Consider the following 24,122-nt stretch of genomic DNA (forward strand, 5'->3'; position numbering starts at 1 on the left):
GCCTTACTTACCACGACCGCCGTCGATCACCGCCAGATGGGCGTAGCGGCGGGCGGAGCGGCCATAAACGGTGGCGGGCATTGGCGCCGAGGCGGAATAGCTGCGCTCGCCCACCACCTGCACTGATACGTCCCTGACGGTTTCCTCCAGCGCCACATCATCGGGCCAGATCAACCGCAGGCCGGAAATGCGCTGCTCGATGATCGGCTGCACGCCCAGCCAATAGGGCTCATTGACGGCCGTCATCGCGCCCAAGAGGCGGGTATGGGTGGAGCCATTGTGCCGCAACGGCATCAGGATAGTTTCAAAGCTGGCCTTGGTGTGGATTGCCGTGGTGCCGCTGAAGGTTACCAGCGCCACCGCATGGTCTTCGGTCACCGCACGCAGGAGGGTATCGAGCGCATCCTGATCGCGTTCATGCCAGAGGGCGGAAAAGGAGCGGCCCTTGAGTTCGCGGCAATAGCTGTTGCACAGATGGGAACCAGCAAGGCGGAACGAGAATTTGTCGTTCTCGTCCAGTTCAAGGATGAAGGTGTTGCCCAGGGCATCGCGAATGCGGGCCGGGTCAATATCCTTGCGGTCTGGAGCGCTGCGGGAACCCCGCAGCTTGTTCCAATAATCATAGAGCGTTTTGGTGCTCGTTTTTTGCATGGTCGACCCAGTTGCGGAATGGGCGCGCATTCCCCCCATGGAACGCTTTCGCCGCATCTCAACCATGGCAAAATGGCCCGACAATTGCGCCATTAATCAAAGCTTAAGGTTAACGCGCCCACCCGATTGTGGATAAAGAAGCGCAAACGGGCAGTGCGCCTGAGAGTCGGAGAGATCACATGGCCGAACAAGGCCCCCCAGCCGGTGAGGCCGGTGCTGCCGGGCGCGAACCGGTTTTCTTGCTGCCAGGTTCGGTGACGGCGCTCTGTGGCGTGCTGGTCGCCATTCACCTGGCGTCAACCTTGATCCTTAACCCCGACGGGTGGAATCAGCTGATCTTCTGGGGTGGGTTTCTGCCGCTGCGAATCGTTGCCGCCTTTGATGACCCCAGCCTCGGTGTGCCGCTGCTCTGGACCCCGCTGACCCATGCATTCCTGCATGGCAGCTGGGACCATTTGCTGGTCAACGTGGCCTGGCTCGCGATCTTCGGCACCCCGGTCGCGCGCCGCTATGGCGCCGTGCCGATGCTGCTGATCTTTTGCGTGTCCTCGATCGCCGGTGCGGCGGCCTTTGCCGCCACCACGCTGTGGAACGGGGCTTACCTCATCGGGGCTTCGGGTGGCGTGGCGGGGCTCACCGGCGCGGCAGTGCGATTCTTTTTCCAGCCAGTGCTGGTGGGGGTGGACCCCGAAACCGGCGAGCAGGTGATTCTCGGGCGCCGGCTGGCGAGCCTGCCCGAGCTGTTCCGCGACAAGCGGGCCCGGATGTTCGTGCTGATCTGGGTGGTGCTCAATGCGGCGGTGCCGCTCCTGCCCATGCTGACCGGCACCAATGTGGGCATTGCCTGGCAGGCCCATCTGGGTGGCTTTTTTGCGGGTCTGTTGATGGTCGGTTTGTTTGAGCGGCGGCCTTAGCCGTAGACTTCGTCGGGATTAAAGAGGCGCGGCGAGCCGTCGTCTTCAAGCATCAGCTCGCCTTCGTTGAGCACGACGCGCCGGTAAAAGCAGCTCTGGCGGCCGGTATGGCAGGCAGCGCCGCGGCCGGTCTGCTCAACGGTAAGGGCGATGGCGTCCTGGTCGCAATCGAGTCGCAGCTCGGTGACCTGCTGCAGCTCGCCCGAGGTTTCGCCCTTTTTCCAAAGCGCGTTGCGCGAGCGCGACCAGTAATGGGCGATGCCGGTTTCCAACGTTAGCCGCAGGGCTTCCTTGTTCATATGGGCCAGCATCAGCACGGCATTGCTGCCCGCTTCCACGGTGACAACGGTGATGAGGCCATTGGCATCGAACCGGGGAGCAAAGGCGGTGCCTTCCTCCAGTTCGGCAGGGGACAGGCTCGCGGGATCGGCAAAGGTAATGTTCATGGGGCTGGTTTATCCTGCACCTGGCGGCTTTGCCAACCGGTCAGCTTCGCGTTACCATCGCAAAAAACCGGTCACGCTCCACCCGGTCCTCGGCAAACACGCCGGTGAAGCGATGAGTGACCGTGGTGACATCATGGGCCCGCACGCCGCGCATGGACATGCACATATGCTCGGCCTCGAGCATCACGGCGGCTCCGCGGGGCGTAAGGCTGGCTGTGACGGCGTCGATGATCTGCGCCGTCATCGCTTCCTGGGTCTGCAGCCGGCGCGCGAACACATTAACCAGGCGAGCCAGCTTGGAAAGTCCAACCACCCCGTCAACGGGCAGATAGGCGATATGGGCCTTGCCGACAAAGGGCACCATGTGGTGCTCGCAATGGGAGTGGAACGGGATATCGCGCAGAAGGACTATGTCGTCATAGCCGCTGATGTCGCGGAAAGTGGTCGAGAGGATCTCTGCCGCGTCCTGTTCGTAGCCGGAGTAGAACTCGCGATAGGCCTTGGCCACGCGGCTAGGCGTTTCCAGCAGGCCTTCGCGGTTGGGGTCATCTCCAGCCCAGGCGATCAGCGTGCGCACGGCCGCTTCCGCTTCCTCCTGGGTGGGACGGCGCACTGGCGCCGGAAAGGGGGCAACGGGAACAGCGGTTTTCGATAGAGCGTCCATGGCGGCTCCGGTAGCGGCCGGCAAGCAGGCGGGCTGAGCGGGAAAGTGACCGGTTCAGATGAAACCGCGCCTGTTACAAGGCATGCGCGCTCCTATATAGAGGGAGTGGCGGGCTCTCACAAGAAACAGAATTTCGTGGTTGATGGAACTTAGCGATCTCTATTCCGAGCGTATTCTCGATCTGGCGGCCAATGCTGTCCAGCCGGGGCGCCTCGCGCAGCCCCATGCTTCGGCGCGCAAGGTCAGCCGCGTCTGCGGTTCGCTGATCGAAGTGGATATCGAGGTGACGGACGGGGTGATCACCGGCTATGGCCATCATCTCTCCGCCTGCGCCCTCGGGCAGACCTCTGCGGCGGTGGTGGCGCGCGAAATCGTGGGCACAGATGTCAGTGCGTTTCGTGAGTTGCGGGCGCAGATGTACGCGATGCTGCAGGCTGAAGGGACGGGTCCCGCCGGCAAGTGGAGCGATCTGGGCTATCTGCTGCCCGTGCGTGACTACAAGGCGCGGCACGCTTCGACCCTTCTGGTGTTCGACGCCGTGGCGGAAGCGCTCGACACCATCGAAGGCAAGACCGAGCCCCGATGAAGCCGTCCGCCCAAGCGTTCTGGCGCGCCATCGATCTCCCGTTCAAGCTCGTGGCGGTGTTGCTGATCACGATCTATCGCTACACGCTCTCAGCCTTTGTGGGGCGAACCTGCCGGCATTTGCCGAGCTGCTCGGAATATACCGGCGAGGCGATCTGGCGTTTCGGTTTCTGGCCCGGCGGCTGGATGGGGCTGGCGCGCTGGAGCCGGTGCCGGCCCGGGGGCACCCACGGCTATGATCCGGTGCCCGAAACCCTGCCGAGCAGCGGTCGCTGGTGGCAACCCTGGCGCTATGGCCGATGGCGCTAGGACCTGGAAGCTGCGGCAGCACCGAGTTTTTGGTGTGCTCAGGTGGCAATAAACGTAAAGCGTGCTAGATAGGCCCGCCTTGCCGCGAACAGCGCGGCATGAACCCATTTCTGGAGAGAAACAATGACGATCAAGGTGACGTTCCCCGATGGTGCAGCTCGCGATTATGCGCGCGGCACCACCGGCACCGAGATCGTCGAGGGTATCTCCAAGAGCCTCGCGAAAAAGACGGTGGCGATGCGCTGGAACGGCGTGTTGAGCGATCTCAGCGATCCGCTTGAAGCGGATGGCCGCATCGAGTTCGTGACGCGGGACAGCGGCTCCAAGGATGTGCTGGAGCTGATCCGGCACGACGCCGCCCACGTCCTGGCCGAAGCCGTGCAGGAATTGTGGCCCGACACGCAGGTGACGATCGGTCCGGTGATCGAGAACGGCTTTTACTACGACTTCAAGCGCGACGAGCCGTTCAGCGAGGAAGACTTTCCCGCCATTGAAAAGAAGATGGCCGAAATCATCGAGCGCGGTGCTGCCTTTACGAAGGAAATCTGGACGCGCGACCAGGCCAAGGCGTTCTTCAATGCGCGCGGCGAGAACTTCAAGGTCGAGCTGGTGGATGCCATTCCCGCTGACCAGACGCTCAAGATGTACAAGCAGGGCCAATGGATCGACCTTTGCCGTGGCCCGCATATGCGCTCGACCAAGGATGTCGGCAACGCCTTCAAGCTGACCAAGGTGGCCGGCGCTTATTGGCGAGGCGACAGCAATAACCCGGTGCTCAGCCGCATTTACGGCACGGCCTTTGCCACCAAGGATGAGCTGGAAGCCTATCTCCACATGATGGAGGAGGCCGAAAAGCGCGACCACCGCAAGATCGGTCAGGAAATGGACCTCTACCATTTCCAGCCCGAAGCGCAGGGTTCGGTGTTCTGGCATCCGCGCGGCTATGTGCTCTACAACCAGATGGAAGCCTATATCCGCCGGCGCCTTAATTCCTCGGGCTATGTGGAGGTGAAGACCCCGCAGCTGATGAGCTCGAAGTTTTGGGAAATGTCGGGCCACTGGGGCAAGTACCGCGAGAACATGTTCGTGGTGCCCGATGAAGTGCCTGGCACTGAGGAAGAAGGTCCGGTGCTGTCGGGCAAGGGCGACCTCATGGCACTCAAGCCCATGAACTGCCCGGCCCACGTGCAGATCTTCAACCAGGGCATCAAGAGCTATCGCGATCTGCCGCTACGCATGGCCGAATTCGGCTGCTGTCACCGCAACGAGGCCCATGGTGCGCTGCATGGCTTGATGCGCGTTCGGCAGATGACGCAGGACGACGCGCATATCTTCTGCCGCGAAGACCAGATTCAGAGCGAAACCGAGCACTTCGTGCATCTGCTGTATTCCGTGTACGCCCATATGGGCTTCGACAATGTGGTGATCAAACTCGCCACGCGCCCCGAAAAGTTCGGCGGCACGATCGAGCGCTGGGATGCAGCGGAAAAGGCGCTGGGCGATGCGCTGCGCGCCACCGGCTATGATTTCGAGATCGCGGAAGGCGAGGGGGCATTTTATGCACCCAAGCTCGAGTTCCACCTCAAGGACGCCATTGGCCGCTCCTGGCAGGTCGGCACGCTGCAGCTCGATTATGTGCTGCCCGAGCGGCTGGGTGCCACCTACATCGCCGAGGACGGCTCGCGCCAATATGCGGTGATGCTGCACCGGGCGATCCTTGGTTCGCTCGAGCGCTTCATCGGCATGCTGATCGAGAACTATGCCGGCAAGATGCCGATGTGGCTGGCTCCGACCCAGGTCGTGGTCGCCACCATTGTTTCGGAAGCGGACGATTACGCCGAAAAGCTGGTGCGCCAGCTACGCGAAGCGGGCGTCCGGGCCGAACTTGATACCCGCAACGAAAAGATCAACTACAAGGTGCGCGAGCACTCCGTGGGCAAGGTGCCGCTCATGTTCGTGGTGGGCAAGCGCGAGGCCGAGGAGGGTACGGTCTCCGTGCGCCGACTCGGCACCGAAGGGCAAAAGGTCATGCCGGCCATGGATGCCATCGTGGCACTGATGGCAGAAGCGACCCCGCCCGATCTCCAGCAAAAGGCTGCCTGAACCGTGCCGCAACGTCCGTCCAACCGCGAGCTCAAGGCCCTGACCCATCTGGGCGAAGACAACATTCTTGGCCCCGATGACTTCAAGGACATCGGCGAGAAGGTGTTTGCTGGCATGGAAAAGAAGGGTTGGGTTGTTCCTGCCGAGGGGCACCCCAACCGCTTCAAGGCCACGATCAAGGGCCTGACGGTGCATGAAGGTGAAATCATCTTTGCCGGTCGGCTGAAGCGCTAAGCCGAGGAAGCGGGCATGGCCGATCCGATCCCCATCACCCGCTCCATCTCGATCGATCCCGGCGAGATCGAGGAAACCTTCGTGCGCGCCGCCGGGCCGGGCGGACAGAACGTCAACAAGGTCTCAAGCGCGGTGCAGCTGCGCTTTGACCTGGCCAACTCCCCCTCCATCCCCGAAGGCATGAAGCGGCGGGTAGCGGCGCTGGCAGGCAAGCGCCTGACCAAGAACGGCGTGATCGTCATCACCGCCAACAGCCACCGTGACCAGCCGATGAACCGCGCCGATGCGCTCGAGCGGCTGATTGGCTTGTTGGTGGCGGGCGCGCATGTGCCCAAGGCCCGGGTGCCGACTCGCCCGACACTGGCCTCCAAGCGGCGCCGGCTCGAAGGCAAGTCGATCCGCTCCGCCACCAAGCAATTGCGCACGAGCCGGCCGGACGCTGAGTAAGGCAACGCCGCCGGCTGTGGTTTGCCGGCGGCGCTGGATTGAGCCTGACCTTATTGGGCGGTGGCCTTGATTGTCACCTTGTCGATCAGAACCTTGGGATCCTCTTCGGCCGCCATGAAGTCCACGACGCTGACGCCGCCCGGCTCCTTGGCCACCACATCGATATTGAGGTTCTTGGCTTGGCCGCTGACAAAGGTGTTGATGGCGCGCCCGACATTTTGTGCATCAGCGGCGCCGGCGAGCAGCCCCACGATCGTGCCCTCGGCCAGCCCGGCAAAGATTGGCCGGAGCGCTTCTGGTTGGGTGCCCTGCTCAGCGGCAACGGCGGCAAAGATGATGTCGGTGAGCCCCTGATCGCTCACATCGACATTGAGCTTGCCGACGGCCAGTTCCATGCCGGCAGCGAGCGCCGTATCGGCATCAAGGTCAAACAGTTCGGCCGTAGCATTGGTCAGCGTGCCGGTCATGACGATAGTCGCCAAATCCGCCCCGGTCACCGAGATCTCGTTGATGTCGATGCTGCTCGTGGCTTCGTTCCAGGCCGCGGCGATCTTGAAGCCGGCATCGATGTCGGTGACACCCAGCGCGCGCAGTTGCGCCAACTGCGGGTCGCTCGTGTCTTCCGGCAAGGCGAAGGCTAGATTGGTCGCCGACATCAGGAAATCGGTGGGAATGCCGTTGCGGTATTCGGCCAGCGTCAGGTCGAACGCGCCCAGGCTGCCCTTGATGCGCACGGAGCTGTCTTCCGGATCAGGCACATCGACGCTGATCTGTTCAAGTGAGAAGCCGGTAAAGGCGGGCACGAGCTCCCGCGCATTGGCATCAAGCCAGGCTTGGTCGATCGCCTCGGGCGCCGCTTCGATGGCGGCAATCGGGCCAGCGAGGTCGATCTGCTTGAAGACCGCGCGGCCCATTTCGAAGTGGCCATCGCCTTCAACCGCGATGGTCATGCCCTCGATGGTGATCTCGGGATAGATGCCGGGGGACAGCCCGGCCATGCTCATGCTCTTGACCCCGACCGTAAGCGGGCGGTCTTCGTCATCGACGCCGTTGCAATCAAAACCGCCGAACTGGGCCGGGGAGGTTTCAAAGGCGGTGAAGATGTCGGCATACATACGCAAGGCCGCGCCCATCAGTTCTGGCGAGGGGGTCTCGTCGTCCTCATCCTGATCGTCGAGCGCACTGGAGAGGGCCATGACTTCGGCCATGGAATGGCGGAGCGGCCGGCCCTTCACTTCGGCCATGGTGATCGGGCCCATGGTGCAGCTGACTTCGGGGGCTTTAAACGAGCCGCCCTCAAAGTTGAAATTGGTGTAAAGCGGCGTCAGCTCATTTGAAGGATTGGTCTGGACCAGTCCGTAAAGACCGAGCACCGCGCTGATGTCGAGCGTGGCCGCCGTCATGGCGCCCATCTGTGCACTGCCCTCGTCTTCGCTCTCTACAGTTGTGCCGCCCAGCGACACGGTTGCGGCAACGCCATTCACGACATCAGTGAGCACCAGATCATTAAATACGACTGTGCTTTGCGTGGTGTCGTTGTCGCCGCTTGTGGTTTCGATCCGGACATTGATGGCCGGGATGGTAATGCTGGTGGCGGACAGCGACGCCAGCGCTTCGGCATTGTCGGCGATATTGCCGCTGAAAATCTCGCGCAACGTGGCTTCATCAAGATTGGAGTCCACCGCCTCGATCGTATCGATCTCGACCTGCTGGGTCGTGGTTACCTCCGCCGGAGCTGGGGCTGGCTGGGACACCTCCGGCGCCGGATTCTTGATCTTTTGCGCCCAGGCGGCTCCAACCGGCAGAGCGACGGTGAGCATGCAGGCGGTGACAAGAGCGGCGAGGCCGCGATGGGGTCGGTCACAAAACAACATTGGGGATCTCCTCGCCACTCGGCCCCCACTGCATACTATAGGCTGGCCGGCAGACAAACCCCGTGCCGGCAAGTCGCGCCCGAACACCCTAGCTTGGGCGGCTGGTGACCGCTGTCAGCACTTCGATGTCTTGGGCTGATCCCGGTTGCACCTGGAAGGCGCGGTCAAACACCTTGTCGCCGATCTTTGCGAGCACGACGTAGTCGCCAGCGGACAGGACGGTCGAGGGAAAGGCGCCCAGATCAGTAAAGAGGGTGGCGCCATCCGAGTTTTTCACCGTCCATTCCACGTCAGCAATGGCTTCGCCGCCCGGCTCGGACACCAGCTTGAAGGCAACCTGACTGGCATGATGATAAAGCGTTGCGTCGGTGAGTTGGCCGGGCTCCACCCGAAGATCGGCCCGCACTTCGGCATTGATCGTGCCGAAATGGGACACCACGTGGTAGGTGCCGGAATTGAGCGTTACAATGTCGTTGGGCGTCAGGCCCTCCGCGATGGGCACGCTGCCGGTGGCTTCTTCGAGGAAGATGTCGAACCGCAGCAAGTCGGGTGGGATCGGGATGTCCCCCGTCACTGCAGCATTGAGCCGCAAGGCACCGGCATCGAGCACAAAGCTTTTTTCGTTGGGACCGGCAACAACCGTCACCGTGTCGCTGATCTGAGCCCGGCCATAAGCGATGTGGACCACGTAATCTCCGGGCGCCAGTTCCAGCTTGGCCGTGCCCTCATCGGATTTGGCGACAAGGGGAAGCTCCCCGCTGGCGTCCGGCGTGGGTTCGAAGATGCGCCAAACCAGGCCGTTGGGAACGACTGCCCCGTCCTGAGTGATCTTGGCAGTGAGCGAAACGGGCTGGGGTGCGGATGTCAGCGCATTGATGGCGGCCGTGGCGGGCGTGCTGCCCGGCGCGGCTGGCCCACTGCCGCCCTCACGCTGTGGCCGCGGGCGGGGCATGGGCGGCGACTCCGCACTTTCCTCCTGGGCCAATGGCCCCGGTGACCCCCATGGCAGTTGGGCTCCGAAAACCAGAGTCAGTCCAACAGCAAGGATCGGTCGCAAACGCATGTTAACTCCAGGCCAGACAGTCGCCCCCCCCCGGCGCTGATATCAGGCGCGGATGCTAGGCGGCGATTGGGGAGAAGCTGTGTCACAGACCATCCCGGTTGAAAACAGTGGCATGGGCATAGCTACCATTTTGTGTGGTTCTGGACTGGCCCGGTCCCGGCGCACTTGCTATGGCAGCCCCAACAACGGAGAATTTCCATGCCCGCTAACCAGGCCATGCTTGATTATCTTCTGACCCGCCGGTCGGTGGGCATGGCTTTCCTTAAGGAGCCCGGGCCCACCGCCGAGCAACTCGAGCAGATGCTGACAATCGCCACCCGCGTGCCTGATCATGGCAAGCTGGCCCCCTGGCGGCTGATTCTGATCCAAGGCGAAGATCGCCTGGCCGCCGGCGAGAAACTGGCCGAAATTGCTGCAGCCAAGAACCCCGCGATCGAGCCCGTGGCTATGGATTTGGAGCGCCGCCAGTTCTTGCCGGCGCCCTTGACCGTGGGCGTGCTCTCCACCGCCAAGCCACACCCCAAGATTCCTGAATTCGAGCAGTTGCTGTCGGCGGCCAATGTCGCCTTCAACCTTGTTCATGCGGCCTATGCCATGGGCTTTGCCGCCCAATGGGTTACCCGCTGGTATAGCTATGATGAAACCGCCGCTGCCGCACTTGGTGCACGGCCAGGCGAACGCTTTGTCGGCTTCGTTCATATCGGCACCCCTACCGCAACGATCGAGGATCGCCCCCGCCCGGCGCTTGCCGATGTGGTGACGCGCTGGACGCCTTCTGCAACATAGAACCTCCCACCGCGTTGTTGCGGAAAGGGAGGAATGGCCATGGCCGAGCATCACTACATCGTTGCGCGCAGCGAAAGCCAATGGAAGGTCAGCTATCGCGGCACCGACCAGGGGCCGTTCACCAGCAAGGAAGAAGCCATCGAGATCGCCATCGCTGCGGCCCAGGCCGAGTACAACGACGGCGAGGACGTGGAAGTGCTGGTGCAGGACATTGAATCGAACTTCCACACGGCGTGGACCTCAAGAAATACCGGAGACGAGGGTGCTCCCCTGGCGACCAAGGCTTGAGCCTTAACGCGGCATTAACCATATCCGTCGCTTAGTTCAGCGGCAAGTTTCTGGAACCGTGCCGCGCATGGGCGTTCAACCAATCGCAGTGCCACAAAGCCTGGCTTATGTGCTCAATGCCGCCGGCGACCGCAACGGCGTCGATTTTGATTATCTGCTGCAAACCGCCATTCGTGAAAGTAGCCTCAATCCGCAGGCGAAGGCGCAGACCTCCTCGGCCACCGGGCTGTTCCAGTTTCTCGAAAGCACCTGGATGCAGGTCATGAAGGAGCAGGGCCCCCGGCTTGGCTATGGCGATTATGCCAATAACATCCAGCGTAACAGCGAGGGCGACTACTTCATCGCCGACCCCCAGATTCGCCAACAGATCCTGAAATTGCGGGAAGACCCGCAGATCGCCGCCGATCTCGCCGCGGCCTTCACCAAGACCAACGGCGACTACCTGCAATCCCGTTTCGGCCGCATGCCCAGCGCGGGCGAGCTCTATATTGCCCATTTCCTCGGGGCCCAGGGCGCCGAGCGCATGTTCACCGCGGGTTTGCAGAACCCCGATCAGATCGCCGCGAACCTGTTTCCCCGCCAGGCCGCGGCCAATCGCGCGATCTTTTATGCCGATGGCCAACCGCGCACGATCCGTGACGTTTATCGCGTGCTGGTGTCCAAGCATGAAGCCGGCGGCGCCAATGCGAGTTTCGCGGCCCAGCAGTTGACGGGTGTAGCGCCACCATCCACGGTGCCGGCACCGGAGGTGGTGCCCTCACGCTTTTCCCCGGCCAATATGTCGTTCACGGGCCTGTTCACCAACCAAGGCACCTCGCCTGCGCCCGAGATTGCCCCGGAGCCAGGCTCGGCCTTTTTCACCCAGCTCTACGCCCCCTGACAAGAATCGGAACCCGGTTGGCGTCATGACGTTCCTGTCAAAACGCTGACACAGCAGCCGGGAGGCCTGCCATGCGCCATCACTCTGTTCCGTTCGCGCCCAGCCACGAGTTGAGCATCCCGCCAGGATGGGTGTTTGTCGGCTTGCTGGTGGCGAGTTGGCTCGCCGTGATCGGCTTGGCGCATCTGGCGCTCCACCTTTTCGCCCTCCTGACAGGCACTTGATTGCACCGCTATCATGGTGAACGTTTCCTTAAGTCTCCGTGACTTAGAACTTTCTGCGCGTGTGTGTGCGGAGTGAGTCATGGTTGGCTATCAGGAGTTCGTGTCGCTGTGTCAGTCCCCCGATAGCGAGGATCGAGGTCGCGCCGCGCATTTGTCGGCGATCGCTTATCTCAACCACCATGGTCCCGCCGATGAACAGGCCGCGCTTTATGCCGCCTTGATCGGTTTTCTGGATGATCCCTCGGTCAAGGTACGCGCAGCGTTAGCCTATGGACTGCTTCACTCGTCCGACGCGCCCCGTCCGATCATCCTGGCACTGCTGCACGACAGCGCAGTGATCGCACGCGCCGTGCTCCAATATTCTCCCGTGCTGATCGATGCCGACCTGTTCGGCCTGGTACAATCCGCCGAGCCCGGCCTGCTGCTGGCGATCAGCGAGCGCGACCGCATCAGCCCGCGCCTTGCGGCGGCGCTGGTGTCCTGTGGCGACCGGCCCATTACGCTGCGACTGCTGCGGCGAACGGAGATTGATTTGCCGGCGCCGCTACTCTCGAACCTGGCCGCGACGCATGGGGATGAAGCGCAGTTCCGCGGGGCGCTGCTGGCCCGCGACGACCTGCCGGCCGATGCGCGCCTGCTGCTGGTGCAAAAAATCAGCGCAGCCTTGCGCAATTGCCGCGTGGTCAAGGGATCGCTTGCCACCGAGCGGCTCAACCGCCTGCTCCGCAACAGCGAGGACACTGCGGTATCCTCGATCGGGGAACGTGAAGCCGTTGCCGGGCCATCCAACTATGTTTCGGCTCTGGTGGAGACCTCGCGGATTAATGCCCGCGTCTTGCTGCATGCCATGGTCACCGGTCACGTGATGTTTTTCGCCGCGTGCCTCGCCGAACTCAGTGACGTACCGCATGCCAAGGTGCTCGCCATTCTTGAGCGCGGCAGCCGGCCTGCGCTGCATGCGCTGTTGTCGCGATGTGGGCTGGGGCAGGGGGTGGGCAACCTCCTCGCCCGCCTTGTGCTGCATGCCCGCGCTACCGATCTTGTCGATGATGCTGCCGCTCGCCATTATGTGGTTACGGCGCTCACCGAAGAGTTGATCGCCGAGCATGCCGGTGTCATCCCAGCCGAGCTCGAAGAAGCTTTTGCATACCTCAGCGAGCAGAACATCGCCTTGGCACGCCAGGCCGCCCGCGGGGTCATGGCCGCCTTTGCCGAGGAAGCCAGCCTTGATCGCGCGCTGCCTGCCCCGGTGGTCGAGCCAATGGCTTTGCCTGCAGCCTGAACCGCTAGAAGCGGAACTGCTCGCTCAGCACCCGCTCTTCAAGGCTGGTGCCGGGGTCGAACAACAGCGTCACCCCATGCGAGCGATCTTCGTGCACGGTGACTTCGAGCACGTTCTGAAACTCGACATTGTCAGCAACCGCGCTGACGGGGCGCTTGGCCGCTTCCCGAGTGACGAATTTCACCACCGCCCTGTTGGACAGGATAGCACCACGCCAGCGGCGCGGCCGGAACGGCGAGATCGGCGTCAAAGCCAGCAGTGGGGCCTCGATCGGCAGGATGGGGCCGTGGGCGGAGAGATTGTAAGCTGTTGAACCGGCGGGCGTTGACAGCAGCGCCCCATCGCAGATCAACTCCTCGAGCCGGGTCTCCCCGTCCACGATGATCTGGATCTTGGCGGCCTGATAGGACGAGCGGAACAGCGACACCTCGTTGAGCGCCAGAGCTGTTTGCGTGTTGCCCGCCACATCGAGCACCTGCATGGACAGCGGATAGATCCGGGTCTGCTGCACGGCCGCCAGGCGCTCGTCGAGCCCGTCTTCGGAAAAGACGTTCATCATGAACCCGACCGAGCCGAAATTCATGCCGTAAACCGGGATGTCGCGCCGCATCACCTGATGCAGGGTTTGCAGCATCAAGCCATCGCCACCCAGCGCCACGACATAGTCGGTCTGGTCTATCGGGTAATCGCCGTAGCGCTGCCGCAGCCGCTGCGCAGCGGCCTCCGCGTCGGGAGTGCCATTGGTGACAAAGCAAATTCGAGGCGGGGCTGACGCGGCCAAAGCTGCACTCCAAAGGAAACGCGTCTGCCTAACATGTGAAGCAGGCCCGTGCCAGCAGTCTCGCGGGACCGCCGCTCCTGTGGGTCGCTGCAATCCCCCATTGCCCGCAGGCGCCCGCAATGCTAGAGGGCCCTCGGCGCCGGTATAGCTCAGTTGGTAGAGCACCTGATTTGTAATCAGGGGGTCGCGGGTTCGAACCCTGCTGCCGGCACCAGCATAACTCCCCAGGGGAGAGTTACGGCACTTACCAGACAATCCAAAACGAGCAGTTGAGCGGGCAAAAGCGCCGGTCACAGCTTAGCCGTTCCCCTGCGCGCCAGACGCCGGCAGCCCCACTTCTCCACAGGCACGATCACCGATCCTGTTCGTCGCTCCAGCCATTGGCCCAGAGTAGGCCGATGATTGCTCCCTTGCTTGAGGGCATGATGGCGAGGGGGATGATGATGGCGAGCGGTACGAGAACATAGATGTAGACAAGTGGGCTGCCCGCGCCGCTGAGCTCCATCTCCAGCATCACAAAGCCGATGATATGGCCCACCACCGTGATGACGAGAAGGGGCAGGATCAGGCCTACCCGGTAATTGGCGAGCGGCTCGCCGCATACGGCGCATTGATCAACCTGCTCAAGATAATGGTGGAAGAGCCAGCCCTCGCCGCATCGAGGGCAGCGGCACTTGATGCCGTTCCATATTGCCGGCCAGGTCTTCCTGGTTTCGCCGCTTGAGGAAGGCATGGGAGGCCTCCGTTTCGGACCGAGCGAGCTTGCTGCCGGGTTTGCCGGCACGAGCTTACATCCGGCCGCCCCGAGTAATCACGTCAAATGTCATGCCTGGGGGCCGGGCGCTGTTTTTGCCGTTTGCTGTCGATAGTGTCTCGCTATGCTTGCTAATCCTGATTAGCATTGGGAAACCGCAGAGACGGCATGCCGTTGGTCTGTCGCTCAACGCTTGGTTCCCCATGTCCCCCGGTGTCATTCTCGCTCTTCTGGCCTACGGCCTGTTCTCCTGTTCCGATGCCTCGATCAAGAGCCTGGGCGGGGAGCTCAGCGTGTTCGAGATCGGCTTTTTCACCTCGTTGTTTGCCGTAGGACCGGCGCTTCTGAGCAAAGCCCGCAAGGAGCGCTGGCGCGACGTCTTGCAGTTCAACAATCCCTTGTTGCTCAATATTCGCGGCCTTTCCGGCGTGCTTGGCTCTGGCTGCGTGATCTATGCCTTCACTCATGTGCCGCTCGCCGAAGTATATTCGCTGGCTTTCCTCGCGCCTATTTTCGTGGTGCTGCTGTCAGCTATGCTCCTCGCGGAAGCCATTCCGCGCTATCGCTGGCTCTTGCTGGTGCTTAGCTTTGTCGGCGTGCTGATCGTTGTGCGTCCTGGGTTCCGCGAATTGCAGCTTGGCCACCTGGCGGCGCTGGCCTGTGCCTTTTTCACGGCGACCAATACGGTCGTGCTCCGCTCCCTCGCGCCGCGCGAGCATCGGCTGAGCATCTTCGCCACGGTGACGCTCTACGCACTGGTCCTGAACGGGATCGGCATGATCATCTGGGGCAGCAGCCTGCCAACCTTGCCCCAGCTTGCGGTGCTGGCCCTGATCGGCACCATGGGCGGCCTCGGACACCTGACCTTTATTGGGGCCACCAGGCTGGCGCCAGCCAACCAGGTGGCGCCCGCGCAATATACCCAGATGCTGTGGGCCCTGGGGCTGGGGGCGCTGTTCTACGGCGAGTACCTGGATGGCATTGGCATAGTTGGGCTCGTCATCATGATCGGCGCGGGGGCCTTGAACCTGCTTTCCCCCGAGGCCTGTGGCCGACACCTCAGCCTGAAGAGACATGGCGGCGCTGCTCAGCAGCCGAGCGAGGCCAAGGTGCTTGACGATATCGCGATATCCCAGTGCGCAATAGCCGGGTCGGGTCCGCAGCAGGCGAAGTCGTAACTACCGCAGTCTTGATCGCCGCGGGTGCTGAGTGACCGCAACCAAAGCTGCCTGCTGCCGCTTTACGCAAACTGCACGCGCAATGGAGAAAACGCGATGATCACCAGAACAGCTTTGTCCCTCGCTCTCGCCGCCGTAATGGTACTGCCAGGCGCGGCCTTTGCCCAGGAAGAGCACCGGATCGCCGGCAAGGCCGTTCCCGCCGATCAGGTGGCCGGGGTCCAGGCAAAGTGCGACGAGATGCGCAAGGGCGAAACCACTTCCCCCGTGGCCGAAGCCGCAGCCGATGAGCCCAACAAGGAAGCTGGCCGCGAAGCGGCCGCTGACGCGGCCGTGGAACTCTCAAGCGAGCTTTGGACTGCAGACGGCACGATCGATCTGGAAAAGCTCTCGATCGAGCAGTGCAGCGAAGGCAATTTCGGCCTCGCGCCCAACTAAGCCCGGCATCGAAACCACAAAAGAACTGGAGTTCCGCGCCTGCGGAACTCCAGTTTTACGTTCAGGCGCCGGTGATGCGCCAGATCACGTCACCCACGTCGTCCGCCATCAGCACCGACTGGTCGGCAGCAATGGCCACGCCCACCGGCCGACCAAAGGAGAACTTCTCGTCGGCCGACAGGAAGCCGGTGAGAATGTCGCGCGGCAGGCCAACTGGCTTGCCATTCTCGAACGCAACGAAACAGAGCTTGTAGCCGCTGAGCGTGCTGCGGTTCCACGAGCCATGCTGGCCGATGGCCATGCCCGCGGGGAAGCCGGGCAGGGTACCTTCCGGCAACCAACAAAGGCCGAGCGACGCCGTGTGCCCGCCCAGCGCATAATCGGGTGCGAGGGCCGTCGCGACCTTGGTCGCGTCCTGGGGCACCCGGTCATCTACGGTTTGACCCCAATAGCTGTAGGGCCAGCCATAAAAGCCGCCATCGCGCACTGAGGTCAGGTAATCGGGCGGGGTCTCATCGCCCAAGCCGTCGCGCTCATTGACTACCGTCCAGAGCGAGCCATTGCTCGGCTCCCAGGCCATACCCACTGGATTGCGCAAGCCACCCGCAAAGATGCGCGACTGGCCGGTTGCCAAATCCAGTTCGTGGATGCAGGCGCGATCGATCTCGGCCTCCATGCCGGAGTCACCGATATTGCTGAGCGAGCCCACGGCCACATAAAGCTTGGAGCCATCGGCGCTCGCGATGAGATTGCGCGTCCAGTGCCCGCCCGGCTTGGTGCTCATGAGCTTGCGGGGTGCCGCCGTGATCTGGGTGGCACCAGCCTCGTAGGGATAGGCCAGCACCGCGTCGCTCGCACCGACATAAAGCGTGTCGCCGATCAGCACCATGCCATAGGGCTGGCGCACATTGTCGATGAACACATGCCGGATCTCGGCCACGCCGTCCCCGTCGGCATCGCGCAAGAGGGTAATGCGGTTCGGGCTCGTGCCCGAAGCCTTGGCGCGCTTCATCGTGCTCGACATCGCATGGTCGAACAGCGACTTCGGCTCCCCCGATTCGCCCATGGACTCAGCCACCAGCACATCGCCATTGGGCAGCACATGCATGTTGCGCGGGTGGTCGAGCTTGGCCGCAAAGGCATTGACCTTGAGCCCGGCTGCGGCTGTCGGGGTGTGCCCCGGTTCCCAGCCTTTCGCCGTCGGCATCTTGAGGGTTGGGATGCTGCCCTGTGGCTTTGGCGCCGGAATGGTGGGGGCAGTGCCGTAAACCGGCGGGCGGGGGCCGTCGCCCGAGTGGCGGACGGCAACGGCAACCGCGCCTACGGCGGCAACAACACGGGCGAAAACGGCACTGGTGTTCATTGAAGGATCTCAACTGGCGGAACAGGTTAGCTCAAGCTAACGCCATTGCGACGGGTCGAACACCCCTGCAGGGAGTGATCTTGCACGCTTTTAGTGTTGGCTGGTCGCCGAGTTGCTTCCTCTGGCTCTCCCTAACCGCGCACATCGGAACAAACGGAATCTCCAGTCGTTCCTGAAGGACACTCACAGAGGAGACGACGATGCGAATTCTAGCCCTAGCTGCCCTTGTTCTGATGTCCGGCACGGCTTTTGCCCAGGACGCCGCTCCTGCCGCCGGTGGCGCGGCCCCAGCCGCAAACCCATCCGCCAGCACAACGGCGCGCACGCCGGTGGAAACGCCCCAGTTCATCGAACAGGCTGGCTTTTCCGGCACCTTTGAAATCGAGTCCAGCAAGCTGGCGCTGGAAAAAGCCGAGCGCGACGACGTCAAGGAATTCGCCCAGCACATGATCGATGAGCACACCGCCAATTCCGAAGCCCTGACGGATGCGGTAGCCGCGACCGGCATCGAGATTGCGGTGCCAACCGTGCTTGATCCGGTGCATCAGCAGATGATGGACACGCTTGAAGCCTCGACCGATTTCGACATGGACTATCTCAAGATGCAGTATCAGGCCCATCAGGACGCGATCTCGCTGTTCTCGTCCTATGCAGAGGCTGGCGAAGCCGGCCCGATCAAGGAATATGCTGCAGCAAGCCTACCCGCCTTGAACATGCATCTGGACATGCTGCCCGAGGACGCAAAGCCCGAATAGGTCCTTTCCGCCCCCTGCAAAAAAGCCTGCCGCTCCCGAAAGAGCGGCAGGCTTTTATTATCAGATAGTGGCAACCTGACCCGGAAGGGCCGCGTAGCCAAACAGATTATTCGGCCAGCTCAGCATACATGGCGTCGAAACGCGACTGTGCCTTGGGCGGAACCTTGACGCTCTTGGCTTCTTCCAGATTGGTCGGCTCGCCGACAACAACCAGGGCCACCATGCCCATGCCGAAGTGCGGAGCGCACTTGACGCCGTAAACACCTTCAGTGTCGAAGGTCACGGTGATTTCTTCGTTGAGCTTGCCCTTAAACGGGGTAGCGCCTTCGGGCAGCATGCCGGCAATGGTTTCGGCGTTGTGGCCCTTGTCGGTGGGCACGAAGGTGACAGTGTCGCCAACGGCAATTTCGGTCAGCGCTGGCTCGAACACCATCGTGCCGTCCTCGCCCTTGTTGAGCATCTGGACCTGATGGTCAGCAGCGAAAGCGGGGAGTGCGAAAGCGGATACCGCTACGGCCGCAAGACCGAGAGTTTTGAGAATACGAATTTTAGCCTCCTGAAGGAACTACTACTACAACCGGAAGTACGCCGTGGTGTTCCCGCATGTCAGTCACTTATCGAAAGTGAATGCCACCGGCGTCTGAGGTTCAGATAGGAAATGAAATGTGGTTTGCCAACCGGACCGCACCTGTGAACAGGTTCTTCAGCGCTTGCTCTCGCCCCCTCTATGACGCAAAAGCACGCATGATCCGATTTCACAGAAATCCTAGCGCTACCACGGGCTTGGGCGGGGCGGTTCGCGTAGATTTGCCCACCTCGGGAGGGGGCCGGAAGTGACTGTACCCTCTGTTTTCGTTGACAATTTGTCGCATAGCTATGCCGGGAAACTGGCCCTCGACAAGGTCTCCCTCACCATCGCGCGCGGTTCCAGCTTTGCCCTGTTGGGTCCAAACGGGGCCGGCAAGACCACGCTGATCAGCATCTTGTGTACGCTGCAGAAGGCCGACAGCGGCACCGCCGAGGTGGATGGCATTGATGTCAGGCGCAGCCCGACGGCCGCGCGCAAGCGCATCGGGGTCGTGTTTCAGGACTCCAGCCTCGATGATCGCCTGAGTGCCTACGAGAACCTGAACTTCCACGGTCTGGTTTACGGCATGGCCGCGCGGGACCGGCGGCAGCGCATCGGCGAGATGCTGGCCCTGGTTGAGCTGGAGGATTGGCGCGATGCCATCGTGCGCAGCTTTTCGGGCGGCATGCGCCGGCGCCTCGAGATCGCCCGGGCGCTGCTACACAATCCCGCCATCCTGTTTCTCGATGAGCCCACGGTTGGCCTTGATGCCCAAACGCGCGAGCGCATCTGGCAATATCTCGATCAACTGCGCCGCGAGCGCGAACTGACGGTACTCACCACGACCCACTATATCGAGGAGGTGGAGACCGCAGATCAGGTGTGCATCATCAACAACGGCGTCATCGTGAACCAGGGCAGTCCCGCTGAACTCAAGCTCGCTCATGGCCGCAGCTGGCTCCATGTTGTGCCCCGGGACGAGGGCGTGCGCCAAGCGATCCTCCAGCGCTTCCCCGAAACGCGCGACCTGGGCAGCAATCGCCTTGCCGTGCCGGTGACGGACGAAGGCTTTGTCGATCATTTCCTTGCCAGCTTTGGCAGCCAGCTCAGCGAAATGCGCCTCGAACAGCCCAGCCTCGAAAGCGTGTTCCTCGCCCTGACGGGAACCGAGCTGCGCGACCGCGCCGCCGGCCGGCGCGACGCCGAACAGGCAGCTGGCAGAAGGGCAGGGCGGCGATGATCACCATAATCCATGGCCGCTATACGTATTCCAGCGCCGGCACACCCAATCTTCGAGGCACACCATGACCGCGATCATGCCCCTGCTGCGCGGCGTTTACGGCGTGTGGCTGCGCGAAGTCACCCGCGCCACCCGTGATCGCGGGCAGATGATCGGCGGCGTCAGCCGCCCGCTGATCTGGCTGCTGATCCTGGGCGTCGGGCTCAATCCCTATTTCCGCGGCGAGGTTTATGGGGAGGTGCGCTATGTCATCCCTTATACCTATCTGCAGTTCCTGTTCCCGGCCGTTATCGTGCTCAACATCATGTACACCTCGATCCAGTTCGCGGTGTCGGTGATCTGGGATCGTGAATTCGGCTTCCTCCGCGAAGTGCTGGTTTCGCCCATGCCCAAGCCGCTGGTCCTGCTCGGCAAGGTGCTGGGCGGCAGCACTGTCGCGACGCTGCATGGCGCGGTGGTGCTGATCCTGGCCAGGTTTGCCGATGTCACCATGACGCCAGAACAGGTGGTGACGGCCTTGGCCTTCATGTTCCTGCTGTCGTTCGGGCTGACCTGCTTTGGCGTGATCCTTGCGGCGCGCGTGCGCAGTTTTGAAGGCTTCGGAGTGTTCTCCAACACCTTGATCTTGCCGCTTTATTTCACCTCTTCCTCGGTGTTTCCGCTCGACCCCGCCCTGAGCCGCACCCAGACCACTGCCAGCTATCCCGAATGGCTGGTGTTCCTGGTGCAGATCAACCCGATCACCTATGCGGTCGATACCCTTCGCGGCGTGCTGATCGGCTTCAATCAGTTCACGCCCAGCTATGGCCCCGTGATCGTGGTCGGCATGGCCATCGTGTTCTTTGTGCTGGCCCTCGTGGATTTCGGCCGGTCATGAGCACGGGGCGCCCGCATCGCTGGCTGCGGGCAGCGGCCAACCTCGCGCTGATCGCGGCGCTGCTGTTTGCCGTGAGCTTCCTGCCGCCCGACACTTCGCTCAAGGAGCGGCGGCAGGCGGGGGTCCTTAAACTCTGCGTCCCCCCGAGCTATCCGCCCCTGGTTACCGGTGATCCCGCGCAGCCTGGGTTCGACATCGAGCTGGCTCAGCACATCGCCGATTCCATCGGTGTTCGGCTCATCGTCAATGCCCTCCCATCGATGGGCCGCGACTTCAATCCACGCAACTGGCAACTTTCCCGCGCGCAGTGTGACATGATCGCGGGTGGCCTGACCGATACGCTGCAAACGCGCGGGTTTCTTCAGACCATCCCCACCACGGCCGAAACCGGCTGGGTGGCTATCGCGCCTCGCGGAGAACTGCCATCTGGAAGTGCTGCCGCGGCCGTGCTGCCGGGCTCCAGCGGTCTTGACCGCCTGGCCCTGTCGAGCTGGCTGCGCGCGCACGGACTGCGGCCCGTATTGGTCAGCGGCCCCGATGAGCTGACCCGTGCGCTAAGCGAGGGGAGGGCGCAGGTGGGATTTGCCGAGCGATTCGCGGCGAGCGCCATTGGGAGCCTGCCGCCTGACTTCACGCTGTCATGGCTCCCGGCGCAGGATCTGCCGCGCTACCAGATGGCTCTCGGCTTGTGGAAAGGCGACCAGACGCTGATGCGCGCCGTTCGGGCGGCAATGGAGCACCTGCAGGAAAGCGGAACCGTTGATAATCTGCGAGAACGCTACGGGCTAGGCGGGGTTCTTCCTGAACAAGGCTCATTGTAGCTATACGCGAAAGCAATCTGAACTTCGCATCGTTACGCCTCAGTTACCTATTGAAGCCGGCGGGTTTGAGGTTTAGGCGTGCAGGTGCAACGATATGACCACTATCGCTTCGGGCGCGCTCACGGGCGTGCCATCCAACTCACCACCTTTGGGAGGTTATCGTGATCGAAAGATCCAAAGGGCTATTTGTCAGCGCCACATTGCTGTCGCTGACCCTCGGGCTGCTTGGGAGTGGCGCTGCCACTGCCGCCGGCTTTACGGCGGAACAAGCGGAAGCGGGGAAGTCCTCGTACGATTCCAACTGCGCACAATGCCACGGCTTCCAGCTTGAGGGCCCCGACGCCCCCGGCCTGGCCGGACGCGACGTAATGCAGAACTGGTATACCGCTGCCGGTCTTTATGACTTCATCAGCGTCGCCATGCCGCCTTCGGCCCCCGGCCTGCTCGGCGAAGACGTCTATGTCAACATTGTCGCCTATATCATGTCGTTCAACGGCGCTCAGCCCGGTGACACGCCCATGACTGCCGATCCGGAACTATTGGCATCCATCTCGCTGCCGGAAGAAACCGCAGCTGGGGCCGCTGCCACGCCGTCTGCTCCGGCTGAAGCTGCGACTGCGACGCCGGAGACGACCGTGCCGCAGGCCTTCACCTGGGGCAAGCAATTGCCTGGTGGCGCGCCACCAGCGGCAGCAGCTGCGCCTACTGCGGCGGCTGAACCGGCCGTTCCGCAGGCTTTCACCTATGGCAAGCCATTGCCCGGGGCAACCAACTAACTCACTGCATCTAAGCGCGTCCGCGACGCGCACCATTGGAGAGAATCGATGAAAATCGGTGTTTTGAAATCAGTCTTGGTGGCGACGACAGCCATGATGGCATTGTCCGGCGCAGCTTTCGCCCAGGGCGTGCGCGAAGACTACAAGCCCGTCACCGAAGAAATGCTGGAAAACCCTCCAGCTGAAGAATGGCTGATGTGGCGTGGCACCCGCGACAACCAGGGCTACAGCCCGCTCGATCTGGTCAACAAGGACACGGTCAAGGATCTCGAACTCGCTTGGGCCTGGCCTATGGCTGAAGCCGGCATCCAGGAAACCGCTCCCCTGGTGCATGACGGCGTAATGTTCCTGCAGACCAGCAACGCTATCGTCGAGGCGCTCGACGCCAAGACCGGCGACCTGATCTGGCAGTACCGCCATGCCATGCCCGAGATCCCGACCTCGTGGAGCTACCAGGCCAACCAGGCCCGCCGCCAGAAGAACTCGATCGCTCTTTATGAGGACAAGATCGTTCTGACCACACCCGACGCCAAGATTGTCATGCTCAACGCAGCAGACGGCAAGGTCGTGTGGGAAAAGCAGGTTCTCGATTACAACCTGGGTTATTCCTACACGATTGGGCCGCTGATCGTTAAGGACAAGATCATCTCGGCCATTTCAGGCTGCTCGATTGCCGGCACCGCCGGTGGTTGCTTTATCCTGGCTCACGACGCCAACACTGGCGAAGAGCTGTGGCGCTTCAACACCATCGATGACCCCAACAATCCTGAGCAGCAGGCAAGCTGGGGCGAAGTGCCGCCGGAAAACCGTTGGGGCGGTACGCCCTGGGCGACCGGTGCCTATGACGCTCGCACCAACACCACCTTCTGGGGCATTGGTATGCCTGGCCCCTATGCCGAGCTGATCCGCGGTTCGGGTGACGGCAACGTGCTCTACACCAACTCGACCCTGGCTCTCGATGCCGATACGGGCGAGCTGAAGTGGTACTACCAGCACCTGCCGCGCGATAACTGGGATCTGGACAGCCCGTTCGAGCGTATCCTGGTTGACCAGGAAATCGACGGCGAGATGCATCACCTGCTGATCAGCGTTCCCGGCAAGAACGGCATCGCCTTCGGCCTTGACCGCGACACTGGCAAGTATCTGTGGCACAAGGAAACAGTTGTTCAGAACGTTGTCACCGGCGTTGATCCTGACGGCACCGTGCACATCAACGAGGACCTGATCTCCGAAGCCGTTGGCCAGGAACACCTGGTGTGTACTTCGGTGTCGGGCGGCAAGCTCTGGCAGGCCGGCTCCTACAGCCCGCTGACCCAGACCTTCTTCGTGCCCCTGACCGAGGCTTGCAACACCGTTGCGCCGACCCAGACTGAATTCACCGCCGGCAATGCCGTTGGTGCGGTCAAATTCGGCCCACGCGTTCTGCCAGAAGGCATCACCGATGCAGGCCTGCTGCAGGCTCTCGACATCAACCCGACTCAGGCCGAATCCAAGTGGCAGGCGCGTGAGCGTCCGTCCATGACCAGCTCGGTTCTGGCAACCGGCGGTGGTCTGGTGTTCGGCGGCGACGCGGCCCGCTTCGTCAAGGCCTGGGATCAGGATACCGGCGAGGTCCTTTGGGAACAGCGCCTGAACGCCCCGATCGGTGGTTACCCAATGACCTACGAGATCGACGGCGAGCAGTATGTCGCCATCCCCACCGGCTACAGCAACTCGGCGAGCTCGATCTCCTCGGCCTTCCCCGAGATCCCGCTGCCGACCGGTTCGGGCAACTCGGTTTTCGTCTACAAGCTGCCGAAGGAATAAGCTTCCGGCGCGATC

At 62.4% G+C, this 24,122-nt stretch carries 28 protein-coding genes and 1 tRNA gene; 20 read left to right on the forward strand and 9 right to left on the reverse strand.

What is annotated here, in order from left to right:
* Positions 1-3: 3 nt before the first annotated feature.
* Positions 4-651, reverse strand: a complete 648-nt coding sequence (locus HRQ64_RS09305; RefSeq protein WP_164854785.1) for a PAS domain-containing protein — start codon at positions 649-651, stop codon at positions 4-6.
* Between the two features lie 179 nt (positions 652-830).
* On the opposite strand from HRQ64_RS09305, the gene HRQ64_RS09310 reads away from it, so the two are divergent.
* Complete coding sequence (locus tag HRQ64_RS09310) at positions 831-1,565, forward strand: rhomboid family intramembrane serine protease (RefSeq protein ID WP_172123091.1); 735 nt, start codon at positions 831-833, stop codon at positions 1,563-1,565.
* Here HRQ64_RS09310 and hisI read toward each other — a convergent pair.
* Together hisI and folE are read right to left on the reverse strand one after the other, a co-directional pair.
* Positions 1,562-2,011: a phosphoribosyl-AMP cyclohydrolase gene (hisI, locus tag HRQ64_RS09315; protein ID WP_172123092.1), complete on the reverse strand. Its 450-nt coding sequence runs from the start codon at positions 2,009-2,011 to the stop codon at positions 1,562-1,564. The genes HRQ64_RS09310 and hisI overlap by 4 nt on opposite strands.
* A gap of 40 nt (positions 2,012-2,051) precedes the next feature.
* A complete protein-coding gene (gene folE, locus HRQ64_RS09320) occupies positions 2,052-2,675 on the reverse strand; it encodes a GTP cyclohydrolase I FolE (RefSeq protein ID WP_172123093.1) in 624 nt (207 codons plus the stop codon).
* Between the two features lie 142 nt (positions 2,676-2,817).
* Here folE and HRQ64_RS09325 point away from each other — a divergent pair, with 142 nt between their 5' ends.
* From HRQ64_RS09325 to arfB, 5 genes are all read left to right on the forward strand, one after another.
* Entirely contained in the window at positions 2,818-3,261 is a 444-nt protein-coding gene (locus HRQ64_RS09325) for an iron-sulfur cluster assembly scaffold protein (RefSeq protein WP_172123094.1), read from the forward strand.
* Positions 3,258-3,569 carry a membrane protein insertion efficiency factor YidD gene (gene yidD / locus HRQ64_RS09330; RefSeq protein WP_172123095.1) on the forward strand — a complete coding sequence of 104 codons (312 nt, stop codon included), beginning with the start codon at positions 3,258-3,260 and terminating at the stop codon, positions 3,567-3,569. The genes HRQ64_RS09325 and yidD overlap by 4 nt, the downstream gene beginning before the upstream one ends.
* A 123-nt stretch (positions 3,570-3,692) precedes the next feature.
* Entirely contained in the window at positions 3,693-5,672 is a 1,980-nt protein-coding gene (thrS, locus tag HRQ64_RS09335; protein ID WP_172123096.1) for a threonine--tRNA ligase, read from the forward strand.
* Positions 5,673-5,675: 3 nt separating this feature from the next.
* Entirely contained in the window at positions 5,676-5,906 is a 231-nt protein-coding gene (locus tag HRQ64_RS09340) for a hypothetical protein (protein ID WP_127752824.1), read from the forward strand.
* A 15-nt stretch (positions 5,907-5,921) separates the two neighbouring features.
* Positions 5,922-6,353, forward strand: coding sequence for an alternative ribosome rescue aminoacyl-tRNA hydrolase ArfB (gene arfB / locus HRQ64_RS09345; protein ID WP_172123097.1), 432 nt, complete (start codon positions 5,922-5,924; stop codon positions 6,351-6,353).
* A gap of 50 nt (positions 6,354-6,403) precedes the next feature.
* On the opposite strand, the gene HRQ64_RS09350 is transcribed toward arfB, so the two are convergent.
* Both HRQ64_RS09350 and HRQ64_RS09355 read right to left on the reverse strand, forming a co-directional pair.
* Positions 6,404-8,227, reverse strand: a complete 1,824-nt coding sequence (locus tag HRQ64_RS09350; protein WP_172123098.1) for a hypothetical protein — start codon at positions 8,225-8,227, stop codon at positions 6,404-6,406.
* 88 nt (positions 8,228-8,315) lie between these two features.
* Positions 8,316-9,179 (reverse strand): hypothetical protein, encoded by an 864-nt coding sequence (locus HRQ64_RS09355; protein ID WP_127752827.1) that lies wholly within the window; start codon positions 9,177-9,179, stop codon positions 8,316-8,318.
* Positions 9,180-9,488: 309 nt separating this feature from the next.
* Between HRQ64_RS09355 and HRQ64_RS09360 the strand changes: the two genes are divergently transcribed.
* The 5 genes from HRQ64_RS09360 (at position 9,489) to HRQ64_RS09380 (ending at position 12,750) form a co-directional block, all read left to right on the forward strand.
* Positions 9,489-10,076 carry a nitroreductase gene (locus tag HRQ64_RS09360; RefSeq protein WP_172123099.1) on the forward strand — a complete coding sequence of 196 codons (588 nt, stop codon included), beginning with the start codon at positions 9,489-9,491 and terminating at the stop codon, positions 10,074-10,076.
* A gap of 39 nt (positions 10,077-10,115) precedes the next feature.
* The gene (locus tag HRQ64_RS09365; RefSeq protein ID WP_164854786.1) at positions 10,116-10,364 is read left to right on the forward strand and encodes a DUF2188 domain-containing protein; all 249 of its coding nucleotides are present in this window, start codon (positions 10,116-10,118) and stop codon (positions 10,362-10,364) included.
* Between the two features lie 67 nt (positions 10,365-10,431).
* Positions 10,432-11,244 (forward strand): transglycosylase SLT domain-containing protein, encoded by an 813-nt coding sequence (locus HRQ64_RS09370; RefSeq protein WP_172123100.1) that lies wholly within the window; start codon positions 10,432-10,434, stop codon positions 11,242-11,244.
* Positions 11,245-11,315: 71 nt separating this feature from the next.
* Positions 11,316-11,468 carry a hypothetical protein gene (locus HRQ64_RS09375; RefSeq protein WP_172123101.1) on the forward strand — a complete coding sequence of 51 codons (153 nt, stop codon included), beginning with the start codon at positions 11,316-11,318 and terminating at the stop codon, positions 11,466-11,468.
* Positions 11,469-11,547: 79 nt separating this feature from the next.
* Positions 11,548-12,750, forward strand: a complete 1,203-nt coding sequence (locus HRQ64_RS09380; RefSeq protein WP_172123102.1) for a DUF2336 domain-containing protein — start codon at positions 11,548-11,550, stop codon at positions 12,748-12,750.
* A 4-nt stretch (positions 12,751-12,754) separates the two neighbouring features.
* On the opposite strand, the gene HRQ64_RS09385 is transcribed toward HRQ64_RS09380, so the two are convergent.
* Complete coding sequence (locus HRQ64_RS09385) at positions 12,755-13,531, reverse strand: NAD kinase (protein WP_172123103.1); 777 nt, start codon at positions 13,529-13,531, stop codon at positions 12,755-12,757.
* A gap of 138 nt (positions 13,532-13,669) precedes the next feature.
* Here HRQ64_RS09385 and HRQ64_RS09390 point away from each other — a divergent pair.
* A tRNA-Thr gene (locus HRQ64_RS09390) sits at positions 13,670-13,745 on the forward strand.
* A gap of 138 nt (positions 13,746-13,883) precedes the next feature.
* Here the strand turns inward: HRQ64_RS09390 and HRQ64_RS09395 are convergent.
* Complete coding sequence (locus HRQ64_RS09395; RefSeq protein WP_172123104.1) at positions 13,884-14,264, reverse strand: DUF983 domain-containing protein; 381 nt, start codon at positions 14,262-14,264, stop codon at positions 13,884-13,886.
* A gap of 224 nt (positions 14,265-14,488) precedes the next feature.
* On the opposite strand from HRQ64_RS09395, the gene HRQ64_RS09400 reads away from it, so the two are divergent.
* Entirely contained in the window at positions 14,489-15,463 is a 975-nt protein-coding gene (locus HRQ64_RS09400; RefSeq protein ID WP_172123105.1) for a DMT family transporter, read from the forward strand.
* 96 nt (positions 15,464-15,559) lie between these two features.
* On the forward strand, positions 15,560-15,901 hold the full coding sequence (locus HRQ64_RS09405; protein WP_172123106.1) for a hypothetical protein: 342 nt from the start codon (positions 15,560-15,562) through the stop codon (positions 15,899-15,901).
* A gap of 61 nt (positions 15,902-15,962) precedes the next feature.
* Here HRQ64_RS09405 and HRQ64_RS09410 read toward each other — a convergent pair whose 3' ends face one another.
* Positions 15,963-17,264, reverse strand: coding sequence for a sorbosone dehydrogenase family protein (locus HRQ64_RS09410; RefSeq protein WP_172123107.1), 1,302 nt, complete (start codon positions 17,262-17,264; stop codon positions 15,963-15,965).
* Between the two features lie 200 nt (positions 17,265-17,464).
* On the opposite strand from HRQ64_RS09410, the gene HRQ64_RS09415 reads away from it, so the two are divergent.
* Positions 17,465-18,019, forward strand: coding sequence for a DUF4142 domain-containing protein (locus HRQ64_RS09415; RefSeq protein ID WP_172123108.1), 555 nt, complete (start codon positions 17,465-17,467; stop codon positions 18,017-18,019).
* Positions 18,020-18,125: 106 nt separating this feature from the next.
* Here HRQ64_RS09415 and HRQ64_RS09420 read toward each other — a convergent pair whose 3' ends face one another.
* Positions 18,126-18,560 carry a pseudoazurin gene (locus tag HRQ64_RS09420; RefSeq protein ID WP_248305326.1) on the reverse strand — a complete coding sequence of 145 codons (435 nt, stop codon included), beginning with the start codon at positions 18,558-18,560 and terminating at the stop codon, positions 18,126-18,128.
* A 292-nt stretch (positions 18,561-18,852) separates the two neighbouring features.
* Here HRQ64_RS09420 and HRQ64_RS09425 point away from each other — a divergent pair, with 292 nt between their 5' ends.
* From HRQ64_RS09425 to HRQ64_RS09445, 5 genes are all read left to right on the forward strand, one after another.
* Positions 18,853-19,827 carry an ABC transporter ATP-binding protein gene (locus HRQ64_RS09425; protein ID WP_172123109.1) on the forward strand — a complete coding sequence of 325 codons (975 nt, stop codon included), beginning with the start codon at positions 18,853-18,855 and terminating at the stop codon, positions 19,825-19,827.
* A 64-nt stretch (positions 19,828-19,891) separates the two neighbouring features.
* Positions 19,892-20,704 (forward strand): ABC transporter permease, encoded by an 813-nt coding sequence (locus tag HRQ64_RS09430; RefSeq protein WP_210258533.1) that lies wholly within the window; start codon positions 19,892-19,894, stop codon positions 20,702-20,704.
* Complete coding sequence (locus HRQ64_RS09435) at positions 20,701-21,525, forward strand: transporter substrate-binding domain-containing protein (protein WP_172123110.1); 825 nt, start codon at positions 20,701-20,703, stop codon at positions 21,523-21,525. The genes HRQ64_RS09430 and HRQ64_RS09435 overlap by 4 nt, the downstream gene beginning before the upstream one ends.
* 161 nt (positions 21,526-21,686) lie before the next feature.
* Positions 21,687-22,301, forward strand: coding sequence for a cytochrome c (locus tag HRQ64_RS09440; protein WP_164854790.1), 615 nt, complete (start codon positions 21,687-21,689; stop codon positions 22,299-22,301).
* Between the two features lie 48 nt (positions 22,302-22,349).
* Positions 22,350-24,107, forward strand: coding sequence for a PQQ-binding-like beta-propeller repeat protein (locus HRQ64_RS09445; protein ID WP_172123111.1), 1,758 nt, complete (start codon positions 22,350-22,352; stop codon positions 24,105-24,107).
* Positions 24,108-24,122: the final 15 nt, after the last annotated feature.

The organism is Devosia sp. 919 (genome assembly GCF_013185965.1).
GTDB lineage: Bacteria > Pseudomonadota > Alphaproteobacteria > Rhizobiales > Devosiaceae > Devosia.